13 protein-coding genes are annotated in these 16,566 nt (G+C 40.6%); 3 read left to right on the top strand and 10 right to left on the bottom strand.

Annotated features, from left to right (window positions below):
- Positions 1-2: 2 nt before the first annotated feature.
- Entirely contained in the window at positions 3-236 is a 234-nt protein-coding gene (locus AC504W_RS26070; protein WP_015112190.1) for a hypothetical protein, read from the bottom strand.
- 161 nt (positions 237-397) lie between these two features.
- Between AC504W_RS26070 and AC504W_RS26065 the strand changes: the two genes are divergently transcribed.
- Both AC504W_RS26065 and AC504W_RS26060 read left to right on the top strand, forming a co-directional pair.
- On the top strand, positions 398-2,485 hold the full coding sequence (locus tag AC504W_RS26065; RefSeq protein WP_494875118.1) for an NAD(P)/FAD-dependent oxidoreductase: 2,088 nt from the start codon (positions 398-400) through the stop codon (positions 2,483-2,485).
- A 33-nt stretch (positions 2,486-2,518) separates the two neighbouring features.
- Positions 2,519-2,929, top strand: a complete 411-nt coding sequence (locus tag AC504W_RS26060) for a hypothetical protein (protein WP_494875117.1) — start codon at positions 2,519-2,521, stop codon at positions 2,927-2,929.
- Positions 2,930-3,046: 117 nt separating this feature from the next.
- On the opposite strand, the gene AC504W_RS26055 is transcribed toward AC504W_RS26060, so the two are convergent.
- From AC504W_RS26055 to AC504W_RS26040, 4 genes are all read right to left on the bottom strand, one after another.
- Positions 3,047-4,621 carry a hypothetical protein gene (locus tag AC504W_RS26055; protein WP_494875116.1) on the bottom strand — a complete coding sequence of 525 codons (1,575 nt, stop codon included), beginning with the start codon at positions 4,619-4,621 and terminating at the stop codon, positions 3,047-3,049.
- Between the two features lie 403 nt (positions 4,622-5,024).
- Positions 5,025-6,518: a TolB-like translocation protein gene (locus AC504W_RS26050; RefSeq protein WP_494875115.1), complete on the bottom strand. Its 1,494-nt coding sequence runs from the start codon at positions 6,516-6,518 to the stop codon at positions 5,025-5,027.
- A gap of 66 nt (positions 6,519-6,584) precedes the next feature.
- Positions 6,585-7,346: a TIGR03943 family putative permease subunit gene (locus tag AC504W_RS26045; protein WP_494875114.1), complete on the bottom strand. Its 762-nt coding sequence runs from the start codon at positions 7,344-7,346 to the stop codon at positions 6,585-6,587.
- A gap of 119 nt (positions 7,347-7,465) precedes the next feature.
- Positions 7,466-8,521, bottom strand: coding sequence for a permease (locus AC504W_RS26040; protein WP_494875113.1), 1,056 nt, complete (start codon positions 8,519-8,521; stop codon positions 7,466-7,468).
- Positions 8,522-9,355: 834 nt separating this feature from the next.
- Between AC504W_RS26040 and AC504W_RS26035 the strand changes: the two genes are divergently transcribed.
- Entirely contained in the window at positions 9,356-10,714 is a 1,359-nt protein-coding gene (locus AC504W_RS26035; protein ID WP_494875112.1) for a sensor histidine kinase, read from the top strand.
- Between the two features lie 47 nt (positions 10,715-10,761).
- On the opposite strand, the gene AC504W_RS26030 is transcribed toward AC504W_RS26035, so the two are convergent.
- From AC504W_RS26030 to AC504W_RS26010, 5 genes are all read right to left on the bottom strand, one after another.
- Positions 10,762-12,120 (bottom strand): DUF2808 domain-containing protein, encoded by a 1,359-nt coding sequence (locus tag AC504W_RS26030; protein ID WP_494875111.1) that lies wholly within the window; start codon positions 12,118-12,120, stop codon positions 10,762-10,764.
- A gap of 254 nt (positions 12,121-12,374) precedes the next feature.
- On the bottom strand, positions 12,375-13,868 hold the full coding sequence (locus tag AC504W_RS26025; RefSeq protein ID WP_494875110.1) for a glycosyl hydrolase family 57: 1,494 nt from the start codon (positions 13,866-13,868) through the stop codon (positions 12,375-12,377).
- Between the two features lie 78 nt (positions 13,869-13,946).
- Entirely contained in the window at positions 13,947-14,822 is an 876-nt protein-coding gene (locus AC504W_RS26020; RefSeq protein WP_494875109.1) for an SDR family NAD(P)-dependent oxidoreductase, read from the bottom strand.
- A 788-nt stretch (positions 14,823-15,610) separates the two neighbouring features.
- Positions 15,611-16,144 (bottom strand): ComEA family DNA-binding protein, encoded by a 534-nt coding sequence (locus tag AC504W_RS26015; RefSeq protein ID WP_494878770.1) that lies wholly within the window; start codon positions 16,142-16,144, stop codon positions 15,611-15,613.
- A 14-nt stretch (positions 16,145-16,158) separates the two neighbouring features.
- On the bottom strand, positions 16,159-16,533 hold the full coding sequence (locus AC504W_RS26010) for an NINE protein (RefSeq protein WP_494875108.1): 375 nt from the start codon (positions 16,531-16,533) through the stop codon (positions 16,159-16,161).
- Positions 16,534-16,566 lie beyond the last annotated feature (33 nt).

Here is a 16,566-nt window from a genome sequence, read left to right as displayed (position 1 = left end):
CCTCAAGTAAAACTTTCCCAGGCTTGAGCCAGCAATTGACTCAGCCAACGTCGCTGCTGCCGATCTAACAATTGATCATCTTCGAGGATTTGGGCTGTTAGGTCTTCCAAAGATTTACCTTGAGAACGGACAATTTTAATTACTCCGGCGATCGCTGAAGCTACAAGTTCTTCATCAATGGGCTTTTGTTGTAACGCAAGAATGTCTTGAGGGCTATCTGGAATGGGATAATTCATGGCGTGGGTTTACAAAGTTACAAAATGAGAAAAAAAATTTGACAAATTATTAAAAGTTCTTTACAGAATCTTTATTTGAGTAATAGGGCGGAGTGTACAAGAATTTTTGCCATTAATAAATCTGTCGAAATGAGTATTTTAAGCGGAGATGTCAAGGAAACATGAAAGAAGTCCTCTATTTAGAAGTACCAATTCCAGATACAGCAGCGGTGCGTCAATGGCTACAAGTGGATTTTCAACCAGGAATTGGCATAAAATCACTGACTCCAGACGGCTTCTGCCTGAAATTACCTACAGACTATACAGCATCTGAGCAGACTATTTCCGAAAAATTACCGACAGAAATTTCAATTTTTGTGTGGTCTGTCCAGAGAACTACTTATTTAAAGGTCTTCCGTTGGGCAGATCAGCCTTTCCCTCAAGAGAAGGAGATTTTGCTACGTCTCAAGACAGAAATCAGACAACGCTTTCCCCATCAGTACCCCCAGCCACCAGCAATTGATTTATCCCAACAATCAATTTTTGAGGCGTTAGCAACCGATTACCCACTCACAGTTAAATATTTCCAGAAAATGCCTAATGGTGAATACGACCTCACACGCGCCTATTGGTGGGAACAACGCTGGCGCGAAGGTGTGCGTCATCCCCAAGAACCGCGTCAGGTAGTTTTTTCCAATCCCAAATCTCAAATCCCAAATCCCAAATTAGATTACGATTTGATTTACATCGGTGGCGCATTAGGGGCAGTCCACGCGGCAGTGATGGCTAAACTGGGATATAAAGTATTGTTGGTGGAACGTTTACCTTTTGGTAAGATGAACCGCGAATGGAATATTTCGCGTGATGAATTACAAAGCTTACTCAATCTGGGTTTGGTAACATCCAGCGAGTTAGAAAGCATTATTGTTAGGGAATATAAAGACGGATTTAACAAATTTTTTGATGGGAATAATCCGCCGAAATTGCGATCGCCTATTCTTCACACTCCCACAGTCTTAAATATTGCCCTTGACTCAGAAAAATGGCTGGGTATGTGCGGACAAAAGCTGCGGGCGGCGGGTGGTGATATCTGGGACGAAACCGAATTTATGCGTGCGGATATTGATAATTCACAAGTTGTGATTACAGTTAAGCATTTACCCACCCAGAAAGAAAAGCAAGTAACTGGGCGGTTATTAGTCGATGCAATGGGAACCGCTTCTCCTATTGCATGGCAATTAAATGGTGGTCGGGCTTTTGATAGTGTTTGTCCCACAGTGGGTGCAGTTGTTGATGGTGGATTTGAGCCACAAGTTTGGGATTCTCAGTATGGTGATGTGCTTTACAGTCACGGTGATATTTCGCGGGGGAGACAATTGATTTGGGAATTGTTTCCCGGCGCGGGTGAGGAACTCACAATTTATTTATTTCACTACCACGAAGTCCACCCAGATAATCCCGGTTCTCTGTTGGAGATGTACGAAGATTTTTTCACCATTTTGCCAGAGTATCGCCGCTGCGATATGGATAAACTGGTGTGGAAAAAGCCGACATTTGGATATATACCGGGGCATTTTAGTGTGAGTAGTAGCGATCGCCAAGTTGCTGTTGATAGATTAATTGCGATCGGTGATGCTGCATCTCTCCAATCTCCTCTTGTGTTTACAGGTTTTGGTTCCTTGGTGCGTAACTTAGAACGCTTAACAAATTTGTTAGATACCGCACTCCAGCATGACTTATTAAGTTTCCGTCACTTAAACCAAATTAGGGCTTATCAAAGCAATGTTTCAGTAACTTGGCTGTTTTCTAAAGGGATGATGGTTCCAACAGGGAAATTCCTTCCTCCCCAGCGCATTAACTCAATGCTGAATACTTTCTTTGGGCTATTAGCTAGTGAACCGCCAGAGGTTGCAGATAATTTCATCAAAGATAGATGCGATTGGTTCACCTTCAACCGCCTAGCACTGAAAGCCGCCCGCAAAAACCCCGCCTTATTATTGTGGATTTGGGAACTGGCTGGCCCTAGAGATTTATTCAGATGGCTGGGTAGTTATTTTAACTTTAGTAGCAACGCCCTAGTAAAAATATTGCTGAGTTCTTGGTTCCCCAGCTTTCTCACCCGAATTCAACCTTGGTTAGAACCCCGCAATCCAGGATTGTGGTTACAATTATTGGCCCTTCGCTACGTAATTACTACAGGTAAACCGCGAGCGCTCAATCAAACATCCACAGTCAACACAGAAGCAGTAATACCAATTCGTAATTCGTAAGTTAAAAAGAGTAATTCCGGCTTGGAGTTGAGAATGTCTCAAATTTCCTACAACGCTTTAGCTCTCATAGCACCTGATTGTGATATGACACTTCCAAATGCTGAGGTAAAATTTGTCAAGTTTTTTAATCGTGATCCTACTAAGCCATCAATGAGTGTTTCACGGGGTGACAACCGTCTGAAATTAACTTTTGATGACTGGTCGCTGTACATTTATTTAGATACGGAACCATCTGTTTTACAAGAATCACAGGAAATGGCAAATCACTTTGGTCAAAATCACCCAGACAAAGCAATTATCGCTACCTGTAATTCCCGACTAGAAATTAGTTCTGATGCAGATGAGAATATGGATCATTTCAATGATTATGTCTTGTCAATTGAACAGTTAAGTAAGATTCCTGGGATATTTTTACTTGACATGGCAAGTCTAGAATTTGTTTAGCCTCAAAAAAAATATGTTGAGTTGTGCGATCGCATAACTCAACATAATATCTTAACTGTCATGACGTTAAGGCGTCGATAAACAATCAAACTGAGACACCACAAGACCTTTCACCTTCTAAGTTTGGCTATTGGGGCGAAAATTTGGTAATTCTACTGATGCCAAAGATTTACGTCCCTTGGGTGGACGCTGGGGATAAACAACTGGTGACGGTGATTGAGGATCATTGCTATAGTCACCAGTTGTTTCTTGAGACAAATCTGTTTCTGGCAATTCCTCAGTATTTTCTGGTGTAGTTTCTAACCAGAAATTTTCTGGCTCTTCCGTTGTCTTTTTGGTCAACGGCACAGTAAAAGAAATGGGTAAATTATTTTCTGGTAAAATTGTTGACTCTTCAATTACTGAACTAGGTACAGTAATTGGCGCATTATTTTCTGTTGATAATGCTTCTAATTGCTGCTCTAGGGTAGTTTCTGATTGTGCTTCATTTGTTTCCCAAGTCTCCCATAAAGGTTTTTCGCCTTGATTACTGGTGACATTGGTTTCACTAGTCACAGGTGAAGTTCCCGCTTGGGAAGCAAAAAACATTTGGATGAGACTATCTATTTGCTCATCTAATTTGGCTGAAGACTCTACTGATGAAACCGTTTCTGATGTGATTGGCTCATCTTCTATTTCTGCGAAAGTATCCGGTTCTGTTGGTGCGGGTGTTTCTTCTTGAGTCGGCCAATTCCAAGGAGATGAAGGTTGGGGAGCCAGGTTATTATGGCTGGATGCAGGCGGTACTGAAGATTCACCCCAAGAATGAGCTACATTTTCGGCAGGAGATTCTGGTTCGGCTGACCAAGGTCTAATTGGCTGTACGTTAGGAAATAGCGATCGCGCTTTTCTAGAAAATCTACTTTGCTTACTAGTACTATTAGCAGTATTATTTCCTGTCTCCTCTGAGGAGTCGTCGTTGACAGCTGGTGGTTCTAGACATTTTTCTAAAGCTGCCTTAAATTGTAGCGTTTGGCGCTGTTGGCGCATCAGCCGAGTACGCAACTCTCGACAAGTAGTTTCTGACTGCAACACTTGTTGAGACTGTTCATGATAATTAGTTTGCAATAACGCACATTCTCGTTCTAACTGAGCAAGACGTTGCTGGCTAATTTGTAGCTGTGCTTTATAAGTTTCGATCAGAGTTTCTTGACGTTGAACAGTTTGTGTGGTGGTGTCTAACTGTTGAAAGAGGGACTGAATTTGTTCTTGAGCCGCAATCAGTTCTTGAGCTTGTTGGTTGAGCATTGATTCAGTGACACTGGAGCGCCTTTTCTGCCACTGCAAAGCTTTTTCCGACTCTGCTAAGTCATCTTTGAGATGTTCGACCTGTTCGTACAGTTCATTGTTAGCTGCACGTAGTTCTTCATTTAACACCAGCAGTTTCTGAAATTCATCATCAATTACTGCTTGTTTTCCACTATCTGGTTCTGCCACCCATTCTTTTTGGGTAACATTTTCCGTAGATTGAGGATTTGGCAACTCTTGTTGTTTTTCTTCTGCTGGTTTGAGGAGTGGCAATTGCCTGATAGCCAGATTTTCAGAAGGCACAACCGCATAAAAAGGACAGCTTGTCGGCTCTGGTTGTGGCGAATTAGCAGAATTGAGAGATTCCATCACAGCCCTGTTGTTTGAGGTGTCAGCTTCATTCATCACTCTTGACCCACCCACCTAAAGATACTCAGCAGTGCAACATTAAGCATTGCTCATCAACTTTGTTCACTCGGCGTTAGATTTAGTAACTAAGTTGAATTTTTCCCAAGCATGAGTCACTAGTCATGAGCTAGTGTTCCCATTTTGCATCTAGAACTGATGACGTTATAACATTATGACCTGATAAACCGTCAACCTGAGACTGGATGAGGGTTTATACCCGAAATGTTGGATGTACGGACTTCAGCATAGATGTGTAACAAAGGTGATATCTGAGTTGGGTTCGGTCAACAATTATTTGGTAGTAACAGCTGCCTGGCAAAAATTCAGGCGCTAGATAAATATCTGCGCTGTATATAATTTACCAAACACCTTGCTTTTAAGGGAACAGGGGTGTGAGACATCACGGCAACCACCGGGGATGAAAGCCAATTAACGGGAGCTTTTCTGGCTTGATGGTGGTCACGGCTGCATCAGCAATGGGTAATAATGGCATTAACCACAAACTGCTAGTTGCGATCGCTTCACCGTCATCTGTTTTTAAATTACTTGCCGGTGTTTGCACGTTTTCTGGTTGAGCAACTACTTGGTCAAATAATAAACCCAAACCATCAGGCGACAAGCTCATTTCTACGTTCCGCTGATCAACTGGTAAAACTAGCAGCGGTTTTTGTTGTCCAGTTGTCAGATTGATGGCGACTAAATAAGGTTGCTCTACATATTCTGCTTGGGTGATTAACTGTGTTAGCAAGCAATAGAGGGTGGGTGAAGCCGGATCAAATTGGCAATTGATAATTGAGCCTGTAGTTTTTAACAAAGGTTTTTGGATACCTTGGTTAGTGACTAAAAATAAATCTCGTGTGTAATCGGTATTGAATTTGACCATTGCCGCTTGAGAGCCATCTTTAGAGAAAGCTTGTACTAGACCAAATTGCGGCAAAAAGTCTAGGGGTTTACTCGCATCGGCTTGTAGTGGCAATATCGCCGCGCCTTGACCTTGGGCAACAGCAACGGCTTTACTATCAGGAGTAATCATAAAATCTCCCCCTGGTTGGCTTTGTAAGCGTTGGGGAGTAGGTTTTTTGCCTGATTTATCCCAGGTGGTGGGCATATACCACAACCCAAAGTCACCGGGATTATTTTTATTACCACGTTGGACGACGATAGTTTGTCCGTCTGGTGATAAGTCAAATTTTAGGTTTTGATAATCTTTATTATCTAAAATTAAGTCAACTTTAGCGGCTGCTTCTGGTTTTTGGTCAGACTTGTCGGCAATTCCTGTAGTGACTGTGTACAACTGGGCGGAGAGTAAATCTTCGTTGCTGGTAGTACGAGCCGAAAATAAGATTTTTTCCCCATCTGGAAATGCTTTAAAGTCCATCACTGTGATGTCTTTGGGGGTAAGTACCTTTTTTTGCTCTTGGGTTAAGTTGTAAAGAATTAACTGCCCTTGTTCTTCGGGGTTAGCTCCTATATAAATAATGACGCGATCGCGGGTACGAAAATTACCAACAAAAGGCTGTATAACTTTAGATTTACTTTCTTTCTGGGCAAATTTATCTTTTGCTTGTTGTAGCTGTACTTTATAGTTTGTGCCGTAAGGGGCTGGTGTTAATAATGTATAAACCACCCGTCTACCTGCCCAACTAAATTTTCCTGCTAAGGGCGGCTCAATTTTTAAGTTATCCTCAACGCTTTTTGTATCCATTGGACGGCTAAAGGTGAGGCTAAAAGCAATATCTTCTGAACCAATTTGCTGATTTTGCCAAGTAAAGTTGCGGACACGGGGGGAAACAACATCACCTTGTAAGATGATAAAACCAATCAACAAACTCAGCAGCAGCATCAAGGCGATCGCTACACGGTCTAATGGTTGGATAAGGGTTTTACTAGTCATTGGTAATTAGTCAATGGTCAATGGTCATTAGTCAATGGTCATTAGCAAAGGACAAATGACAAATCACTAATAACTATAGGGATTTTGAGGTTGGGGAATCTTTTTGACGGAGTTAGCCACAATGGTAAGTTGGCGTTTCCCGCTGAGATTGTCTGTCGCCATTTGTCCTTCAACTTCTAACCAGGTATCGGGGGCGTACTGTTCTTGACTGGCGGGCAATTTCACGGGTAATCCTACAGGGTAAGCATCCGCAGCACAGCATGAAAGAACAAATTTGGCTAAAAACACATATTCTTTACTTAAATCTGGGGGATGGATGACAAAGCCTTGGACTTTAGCTTTCTGCCCTGTGTATGCGTCTGGTTCAGGATAAACATTGAGTGTCCGTACCCAGTCCACTAGCGATCGCTCTTCGGGGCGAATTGAAGCCCGAAAGGCTTGGGGTTTGATACGTGAGGTGCCAAGTAAATCACTAACACCACGATTAAGTGCTTTGTCGCTGGCAAAAACTTGCGGTGTAAAGATGAAACCTAAAATTGCCGCCGTTAACAATAAAGCACCACCCCAACCGGGCGGAAACAAAGTTATATGTTGGACATTTGGTACAATATCGCGGCGACGACGTTGCCAAAGTTCTTGCATTTTGAATATACCGACAATAATCAAGCCAATACCAGCCACTACCACTAAACCAAAGTAATTCGGATGAATTAACAAGTTCAGCTTGCCAGTCAGCCAGTATTTCAACATCAAAATTCCCCAAGCTGTAATTGCTAAAACATCCAGCCAAGGTAGTAATAGATTAAAGCGTTGAATTTTAGTTGCCATTCGTCATTTATCCTTTGTCCTTTGTCATTAGTTATTAGACATATCTGTCTTTTAACTCAGCACGCTGCTCAACTCCCGCTATCCCTAACAGCACTCAGTACTCAGCACTCAGCACTTTGTTAAAGAACATGCAGGTTAATAAACAGTGTGAACAAGAATGTCAATTGCCCCGCTAAGGCAAAGAGGTAAAAAATCGTCCTAGGCTTGAAAATAGATAACATTAACCCAACGCTTTTAATGTCAATCATTGGCCCAAAGACCAGAAATGCCAACAAAGAACCGCTACTAAATGCTGAGGCAAAAGATAGGGCAAAAAAGGAGTCAACTGTTGAACAAATAGAAACAACTGCTGCCAGAATTAACATCACAATGATGGAACTGACAGGGCCAGCACCAAGGCTGAGGATTAAATCACGGGGTGCAAAAACTTGAATGGCAGCTGCGATCGCACTACCAATCACCATCACTCCTCCCAGTTCCCGTAATTCTTGAATACTGTTATCCATCAACAAGCGTAGTTTCGCCGCCAGTGGTTTATTTGGGCTGGCGAGGGGGTCATCTGCTGGTGATATACTCCCATCCATGCGTGTGGGTGTACCTGCTTTCCCACCCAAAATATATGTCCCAGATTGCAACAAATTTGGTGTGGTTGGTTCTTGGGGAATTTGGTAACGTTTCCCCCGCCGTTGCGGCTCCACTTTGGCTGGGGGATTAAACTTCATATAACGGGCGATCGCAGGCTGGAGTATGGGATGCAAGTCCTTTTGAAAACTGAAGACAAAGCCAACAATTGTGGCAATCAATAGAGAAAATACTACCCGTAAAACTACTATTTCTGGCTGATCGCGAAACGCCGTCCAAGTTGCCCAAATCACAATGGGATTAATGGTTGGCGCAGCTAGTAAAAAACCAATTGCTACAGGTGTGGGTACGCCCTGAATCAGCAAACGCCGCGCTACCGGCACATTGCCACACTCACACACCGGAAATAAAAAACCAACCATACTGCCAACTAAAGCGCCCAACAGCGGATTTTTGGGCATTTTTTCGACTAATTTGCGCTCATCAACAAAAAATAGCAGCAAACTAGAGAATAAAACCCCTAGGAGCAAAAACGGCATCGCTTCGACTAGCAGACTCAGAAATATCGTGAAACCATTGCTCAGTTGATTCATGGGTGTCGCAGTCAAAAGCGGTTTAAAGTTTTGAAGTTATGTCTAGTCATTCTATCGAAATGGTGATCAAAATCATGTACGGGTAATTAAACATCATTGACACAACCAGAACATGTTTAATTCGTAGTCTTGCTTAAGCGCTAACTAGCGCCCATTAGTTCTTAGTATAGTCATTTTACATGAGTGCATTTACTGATGATTGCGATTTTGAAGATTGTCTGATTTCCGAAATAGTTCCGAATTATCGGTGGATGGGTATAGGACTAGGTGACGTTTAATTACCTAATGTTTATACTTACTGTAAATTAGCTGATTTTTGTGTTATCTTCCACGCATTTTCATCAAGGATTTACAGAGTTTAAACATTTGGGGATCACGCTTAGTTACTGATATCCGTGTTTTAACTTACTTTTGGTAAATTAAAGATCAGTCGTGGTTGATTTCTACTACAGAAAATAGCAAACGGCAATACCAATTTGGAATATTTTTAGTAAACATTATGTATGACGCTAATTCTCAAAAAGACTCCAAGTATTTTCACGGCTACTACTGCCTAAAATCTGGCAAATTATCATTTTTGTTATTATTAGTTAATATTTTGATGAATTAAGTTGTTTAAATTATTCATCTGTTAATAAAATAAAGATTCAAGTCGAACTGTACACATAAAAATAGCGTGTGAGGTTGTCAATTTGCCATTTATCAACCTTTTCTGTCTGTTTAACTTGCACCATATAGTAATATTTAGTGCTAAAGAGTTACTCAGTCAAATTTAAAATATCAGCATTTTATTTATTAATTACTCTTTAAAACTTATATATATCAGGGTTGCCAGTGTCACCAGAATTCACTTCTTTAATCTCACCACCAGTTTTATCTATTGCCAGTAATCACTACCTCAGTTTAGAGTCAAATCTCCAAGAACTACCGATGTACAACTTTGGTGTAGATATGAGTTGTACATGTATTGAAGTAGCCAATTATTTGGAACAATACCCACAATTACCAGGAGTAGTGTTGATAGAAAGAGGAAAATTCTTGGGAATGATTTCTCGCCGCAGAATACTAGAATTTTTCATTCGCCCATTCGGACAAGAGTTATTTGCTAAAGCTAATTTACGCGAGCTTTACAGCTATGCACGCACAGAAATTTTACTGTTGCCAGAGACGACAACAATCTTAACAGCAATGCAGCATACACTCAAGCGATCGCCTGAACTTTTTGCTGAACCTGTTGTTGTGCAAACAGAGACAAATACTTACAAATTATTAGATATTCATGATTTGAATCTAGCTGCTTGGCAAATTCGAGGAATTGAAACTCAGGTACGCTACGAACGTAGCCAAGCACAAATGATTCAAAATGATAAAATGGCACGCTTAGGGCGGTTAGTTGATGGCGTAGCTCATGAAATTTTAGACCCTGTAGGATTTATTTGGGGAAATTTAACGTACATCTCTAAATATAGTCAAGATTTACTGAAGTTAATAGCAGCTTACGCTGAAGATTTCCCCCAGAGTTCCGCTGCTATTAATTATCTTAAAGACGAAATTGAATTTGATTTTTTAGAAGAAGATTTAGGTAAAGCTTTGACAAGCGCCCACACTGGTGCAGAAAGATTAAAAAAACTCGTCACCAGTTTACAAAATTTCTGTCATATTGATGAAATTTATCCCAAACCAGTAGATATTAATGCTTGTATAGATGGGATTATCCTTCTCCTGAAGAGTCGTTTAAAAGGAGAGATTGAGATTGTGAAAAAATATGGTAAGATTCCCCCTGTTTCTTGTTTTATGGGGCAATTACACCAAGTATTAATGAATATTTTTAGTCAAACGGTGGATGGTTTATTAGATGAAGCAGTGAGACAGCAATTTCAACAAGAAAGTTGTAATAATAGCAACCAACCTCAAATTGTCATTACTACAGCCGTTATTTCACAAACAGCAAACCAACCAAATGCGCCAGATTCTCGTTGGGTTTGCATTAGCATTGTTGACAATAGTCCAGGGATGTCGGAAGAATCTCAAAAACAAATTTTGGATTCTTTTTCTACCGAGAAACGGGCTGATATCGAAACTAGTTTAGGTGTTAGTTACCGAATTATTACAGCGAGACATGGTGGTAAATTAGATTTCCGTTCTCAAGTAGGTGTGGGGTCAGAATTTAAAATACTTTTGCCTTTAGTATAAAGTATAGATGTTAGTAATACCGAGAAAAAAACCTAGAAGATTATTAATTACAAATTAGTATTAGATGTGCTGATAAAATGAAATTTACCAAAACCTAGAAATTGCCCACTGGATGTTTCACCCATTGGAAATGCTGTAACACCGAAGACATAAACACCATTTCTTTGAGGATTTTGCAGAGCTTTTAAACCAATGGTAACTTCACTACCAGGAGATACAGGAGGATCAAAAGTAAACGATACAGTTTGGGTTCTTTCGTCGCTGCTAATATCTTTTAATTCTAGTTTTTCTCCTTTTTGCGAACGCGTCCCTTTAAAAGCGACACTCTCGTTGAGATTAAAGCGAATATATTCTGCACTTTCAGGCTGGTTAATTGTAATTTGTTGCAATGTGCTTCCAGCATTTTCTGGTAAGTGAACTGTAAAGTAATAGGTGGCTCCCAAGGTTTTAATTCGACTATAACTAATCGTTACCTCAACTAAACTCGGCGGTTGGATAAAAGCTATTTTTCCTTGTGAATTTGCTGGAGTCAAAGGAGATGGTTGAGGTGTAGAAGGTTTCAAATTATCTCTTTTAATATCATTTGTCAGATTGAAAGCAAAAGAACCAACCAAAGACGAAGATTCCCAAGGCGTTTGTTTACCATCAGTTGTTTGGAGTACATCAGCCCGCACTTGTTTAAACATTTGCTCAACATCTAGGCTGGGAGTCTTGATATTACGCAACAAAGCTGTAGTGTAGGGGCTGTTGCGCCCATCTCCATCTAAGGCAACTTTTCCGGGTGCAGTAGCATAAGCAATGAGTGTACCTTTAACAGCTTGTACTGGTGTAGCTAAACCGCGTTGTAGAGAACGCCATTCACGAGAGAAGGGATTATTTCGACAGGCATCTAAAATAATAAAGTTAGCATCGTTAGCCGCATCTTCCATGACGTTTAGTACTTTACCCATCGCCATCGCTTCGTAACGTACATCTTGTTCTCTTTCCAGCCGCGCATTTATAGGTATTAAATAATTTTCTCCGTCTACTTGTAGTCCGTGTCCTGCATAGTAAAAGAGTCCCACTCCTCCCTGACGCAAACGGCGATTAAAGCTTTCAAGTGCTTCTTCCATTTGTCGCAAATCTGCATCTTTGAGGAGTATGACATCAAATCCCAATTGCTGTAAGGAGTTAGCAATATCTGTAGCATCGTTGACAGGATTAGCTAATGTGTCTGCTAATTTGTAATTGGAATTGCCAATAATCAGTGCAGTACGGTGTTGACGTTGATTAGGGATAGAATTTTGGGCAATAGCTTTGGCTGCGATCGCTGCATTTATCCTGATCCTGGCGTGAGCTAAACTAAACGTTAATGGAAACACTAGTGCCACAGTTCCTAACAATAGTTGCCATTTTTGCCACAACATTTTGTTACTCTCGCTGAGTTTTTATATAAAAATTTAAATTTGATTATCTAAACTAAATTTAAATTTATTTTACTCCTAACCCACCGTGAGATTACATAAATATTTTTAAATAAAGCGTAAAGAACGTATAAACAAGAAGTAGCTTCCCGGTGCCTAGGTGTTTCCCAAGAGTAGAGTAGGATGTAAGAGAAGAAAATAAATTCACAAGAAAGCTTGTAGGGTGAATATTATCATGTCCACCCTACTGTTGTAGTTTATAAATTTGCTTGCAATAAAGTCTCCCCACGTTGATAAATTTCTCTGGCATAGTCTGTCCAAGTACCTTGTCCCCAATAACGAAAACAGCTAGTTTGCAGCAAGAAATTATATAGTAATGTCTGGCGGTATTGAGATTGTTTTGTAATCGTTTCAGATTCACCATTTAGCAGTGATTTATTTACTTTTTCATGAAATAAACTGCTAAGTTGGTTCATTGGAGACAACACATTTTCATATCCTTTTACCCAACTAATATGATTTGTCCATGAAGCCCCATCTACATGGAAGTTAGGATTAATTTGTTTTAATTCTTTGATGGCATTTTCTACAGCTTCCGGGTGACAATTATCGGGTGCAACTCTCTGCCAAATTTGATTTTGTCCTACCGGTTGACAAGCCGGATAATCTTGTGGGTTGCAACCTGCTGCTTCAATTAATTCTAAATATTCTGTACCGCACACACCGACAACGCCGGATTTACCACCGCCATGATTAACCATATCCCACCAAGCTTGTTTGAAAGCACTGGGAAATTCATTCATCATTACGCCGCCATTTTCACCATCACCAATTTGACTAACAATTGGTGGAATTAAGACATTTCCTACTTGTTGTTTGGAGAGGGTTTTCGCTTCGTAGTATGGTTGCATTTGAGCAACTAATTTTGTATCAGAACCTTGAGTTTTAATTAAAGCGGTGATGCTAATTGTTTCGCCTTGGGAATTACGTGCTATTAAGCGGTTTGGTAGATGTTTGTAACTTAAAGATTCGCCATTAATTGTTTCTACAGAATGTTCTTGGACTAGTAACCAGCGATAACCGCATTCTTTGAGTGATTTAATAAATTCAAATAGAGTATCGGGGTGATTTGGTAGGTGCATTTCTGGTGGCGAAAAACCTTTGACTCGCGCCAATGCTTCCCAGCCAAAAATAGCTGCAAAATGTTGTTGCCAAGCAATAATATGTAATTTAATATCAGGTATTGGTGTGGAAGGAACAACCGCATGACTCCACATTGTTCCCAACCATTCAACGTAAGGTTGATAAGTAGGATCGCAAGTAATTCGTTTGAGGTTGTCGAGGATATCGTTGCGTCCCATCTGACGCAATCCCCACAACAAATTGCCAGAGTAATCTAACATGATGCGGGGATTGCAACCTTGACTGACGAGTTCGGGAATAAAATCACCCATCCGGCTATAGCAATAAGCAAAAGGCGCAGCGTTGTGGTTATCGCCTTCGTTAGGATGTTCAAACATATATTGCAGATTGCTGATCAGTTCGCCGTTGTATCCTGCGGGGATAGTTGGCTGGTGCATGTGTAAGGCGATCGCAAATACTGCATTAACATCCTCTAACTTGATATTAGTTGCGGGTAAAAAAACGGGTTCGTTGTGATTGACTACAGCAAGCACCTCATTTTCCCAGCCAGAAATATTTGGTAAGCCATCAATAATTTCTGGTGGGACAGTTGTAGGGAAGGAAAGCATAAAGTATGAGGAATAAAACTTTTCATCCCTCATACTGTATCTTTATTGTTGCAGTAGGCGATCGCGTCCCAGAATCTCTTAAGACTTACGTGCAGATGCTAAGGGAGTCACGTTTCTTGATAGCAAAACATCACAGAAACGATTAATTCTGCTCAATAAGCTTGGTCTTTCTTCAAACTGCTGCTTTTTTGGTGGTGCGGCGATTTTTAAAATCAACTCCAGCAACCAAGGGGCGAGGCGTTGACACCACACAGCTAAATGACTTTGCCATCCTACTAAAATTTCTGGTGCATCATTGTGCAATCCAACTATCAATGCTTGCGCTACTTGTTGCGGTGTCATCGGGATCACCCAACGGAATAGTTGCAAGTCGCGCACCATATCTGTGTCGGTGAGAGAAGGTAATAAGGCTTTGACTTGAATATTGTACTCGGCTAGTTCCTGACGCAAGGCTTGGGTAAATCCTAAGATGGCAAACTTGGTGGCTGAATATGTTGCCATCGTCGGTGCAGCGACTTTCCCCATTAAACTAGAGACATTGACAATTGTCCCTTGTCTTTGACTAGCCATCCGTCGCGCTATCAAACTAGTTAGGGTATACATTCCCAACAAATTCACCGAGAGTTCTTCTTGCACTTGAAAAAGTTTAGAACGCAAGAATGAAGTTTGATATGCAACTCCTGCACAGTTAACGAGTAGATGAATTGGGCCATGATTGCGCCATAGTTGCGCTACAGCAATATTTACTTCAGTGGCGCGGGTTAAATCTAGTGTCATGATGACAGCTTCTGTTCCCAGCGCTTCGATTTCTTGGGCGACTTGAGTTAACTTTTGGCGATCGCGCGCTATTAAAATTAGCTTTTTCATTCCTTGTTGCGCCAGCGCTAGGGCGATCGCTTTACCAATACCACGAGAAGCCCCTGTTATCAGAGCAACATTACCTTGAATCTTCATCAGTTTCATCTCCAGAATTTAAGTCTTAGTCCGCGTTTTTGGCTTGCAGATAGACGCAATTACAGCTACTCGTTTCTCGCGGGTAAGACAAATCATCGATTATTGTTGAATTTCAGAGGAAAACTCAGCTGTTAGCAACTCAGATATTTGTGTGTCAATCTGCATTGCGGAAATCCTCTCTCTACCTTCCAAATGGCAAATCAATACTTTACGCTATTGGCTGACATAGATATGGCTCATAGTTATTACCTCTTTTAGATTCAGAGCATTGATCAGCAGCGCGCTAAACACACGTTAACAACAAAATCAAGTAGTAGCAATATTTTTTAATAAGAATTTCTTAACACTTTGTAACCAAGGGAATATATATATAAAATATTTTGGGAAATAAGTTTTTATGAATACCTCTAGACAAATGTCATCATTTTTTGACAATTGATTGGAGACTATATAAATTCAAAAAAATTTATGCCATAAATTCAAAAAAATTTATGCCCAATTTTCAGCAAGATAGAGAAAGCTGAGATTAATTGCTAGACATAACAAAGACATAAAAAAGTCAGCTACTCCAGAAGCAGAAATGTGTCTGAAAGTCCCTAATTGTAGGTGTTCGATGATTAATTTTTATTTAAATCTAACTGAAGATTGCTATAAAGCTGACACCATCGCCTGATTGAATAAGTCAGGGATCAATGATTTAAGATCAGGGATCTTTTAATTAATAAATAATTTGATAAATCTGTGTATATTTACTAAATATAAGATGAGAAATGGCAACCAGCTATTAATTAAAATCGCAGAAAATACATTAACTGAGCGATCGCCTCGGCAGACAACTGCAATCTTTGCTGAAAATCAGCTAAATTCCGGTATAGTCCATTGACTTGGCGATTTTCTACAACCGCTTGAGCCAAAGATAAATCAAAAAATGGTGTTTGCGCCAACATCTCGACTGTAGCAGTGTTGGGGTTAACTAAATTGGTCGAATGAACCAGAGATTCATTGTCATAGTAAACAAAATGCAGCAGTGGTTCTAATGGCTTGAGTCGCTGCACAGGTAAACTCAAAGCGGCTGCAATATCTTCGATACAATAAAATTTAACCCCAGAACGGGAAAGTTCCACAAGCGATCGCGCCTGGTGAATCGACAAACCCGGTAAGCGTAACCAATCATCTACCGTCGCTTGATTCACATCAATCCGAATACCCAATTGCGCCGCTATTTGAATTTCTTCGCCAGATTGCAACCGATAGTAAGGATCATTGAGCAGTTTGGCGCGGAGTTTTTGTAACTTGAAGTTTAAAGGTAGCCAGTTTTGCATCATCTTTACTTGTATCAAGAAATTTGGTCGAGCAGCTGGCGGCGCTTTTGCTCAAATTCATATTCAGAAATCAAACCATCTTGGCGGAGTGTATCTAACTCACGCAAAGCTTTGGCGATGCTTTCTACCTGATTACTCGTTTGTTGAGAAAATTTGACAGGTGACTTACCCTGATTAAAATTTCGGTCAAAAGCTTCTTCATCTTGGGCTAAATACCAGACACCTTCAATAGCACTAGCCACCTTGGGAATTGGTGTCCAAGAAAGCAGAACATACAAAATTCCCCACACCGGCTGTCCCAAATAAAACTTGTGTAATCCAGAAACGGTGAGCGTACCAGAAAAAGCTAATATAGCAGCAATACTGCGGCTTTTGCGTTTTGTTAACATACTTATTATAAATTTACCACTATCACAGTTAGG

The sequence above is a fragment of the Nostoc sp. C96 genome (genome assembly GCF_059384975.1).
Note: the sequence above shows the minus strand (reverse complement) of the source record. Positions and strands in the feature narration are given on the sequence as shown.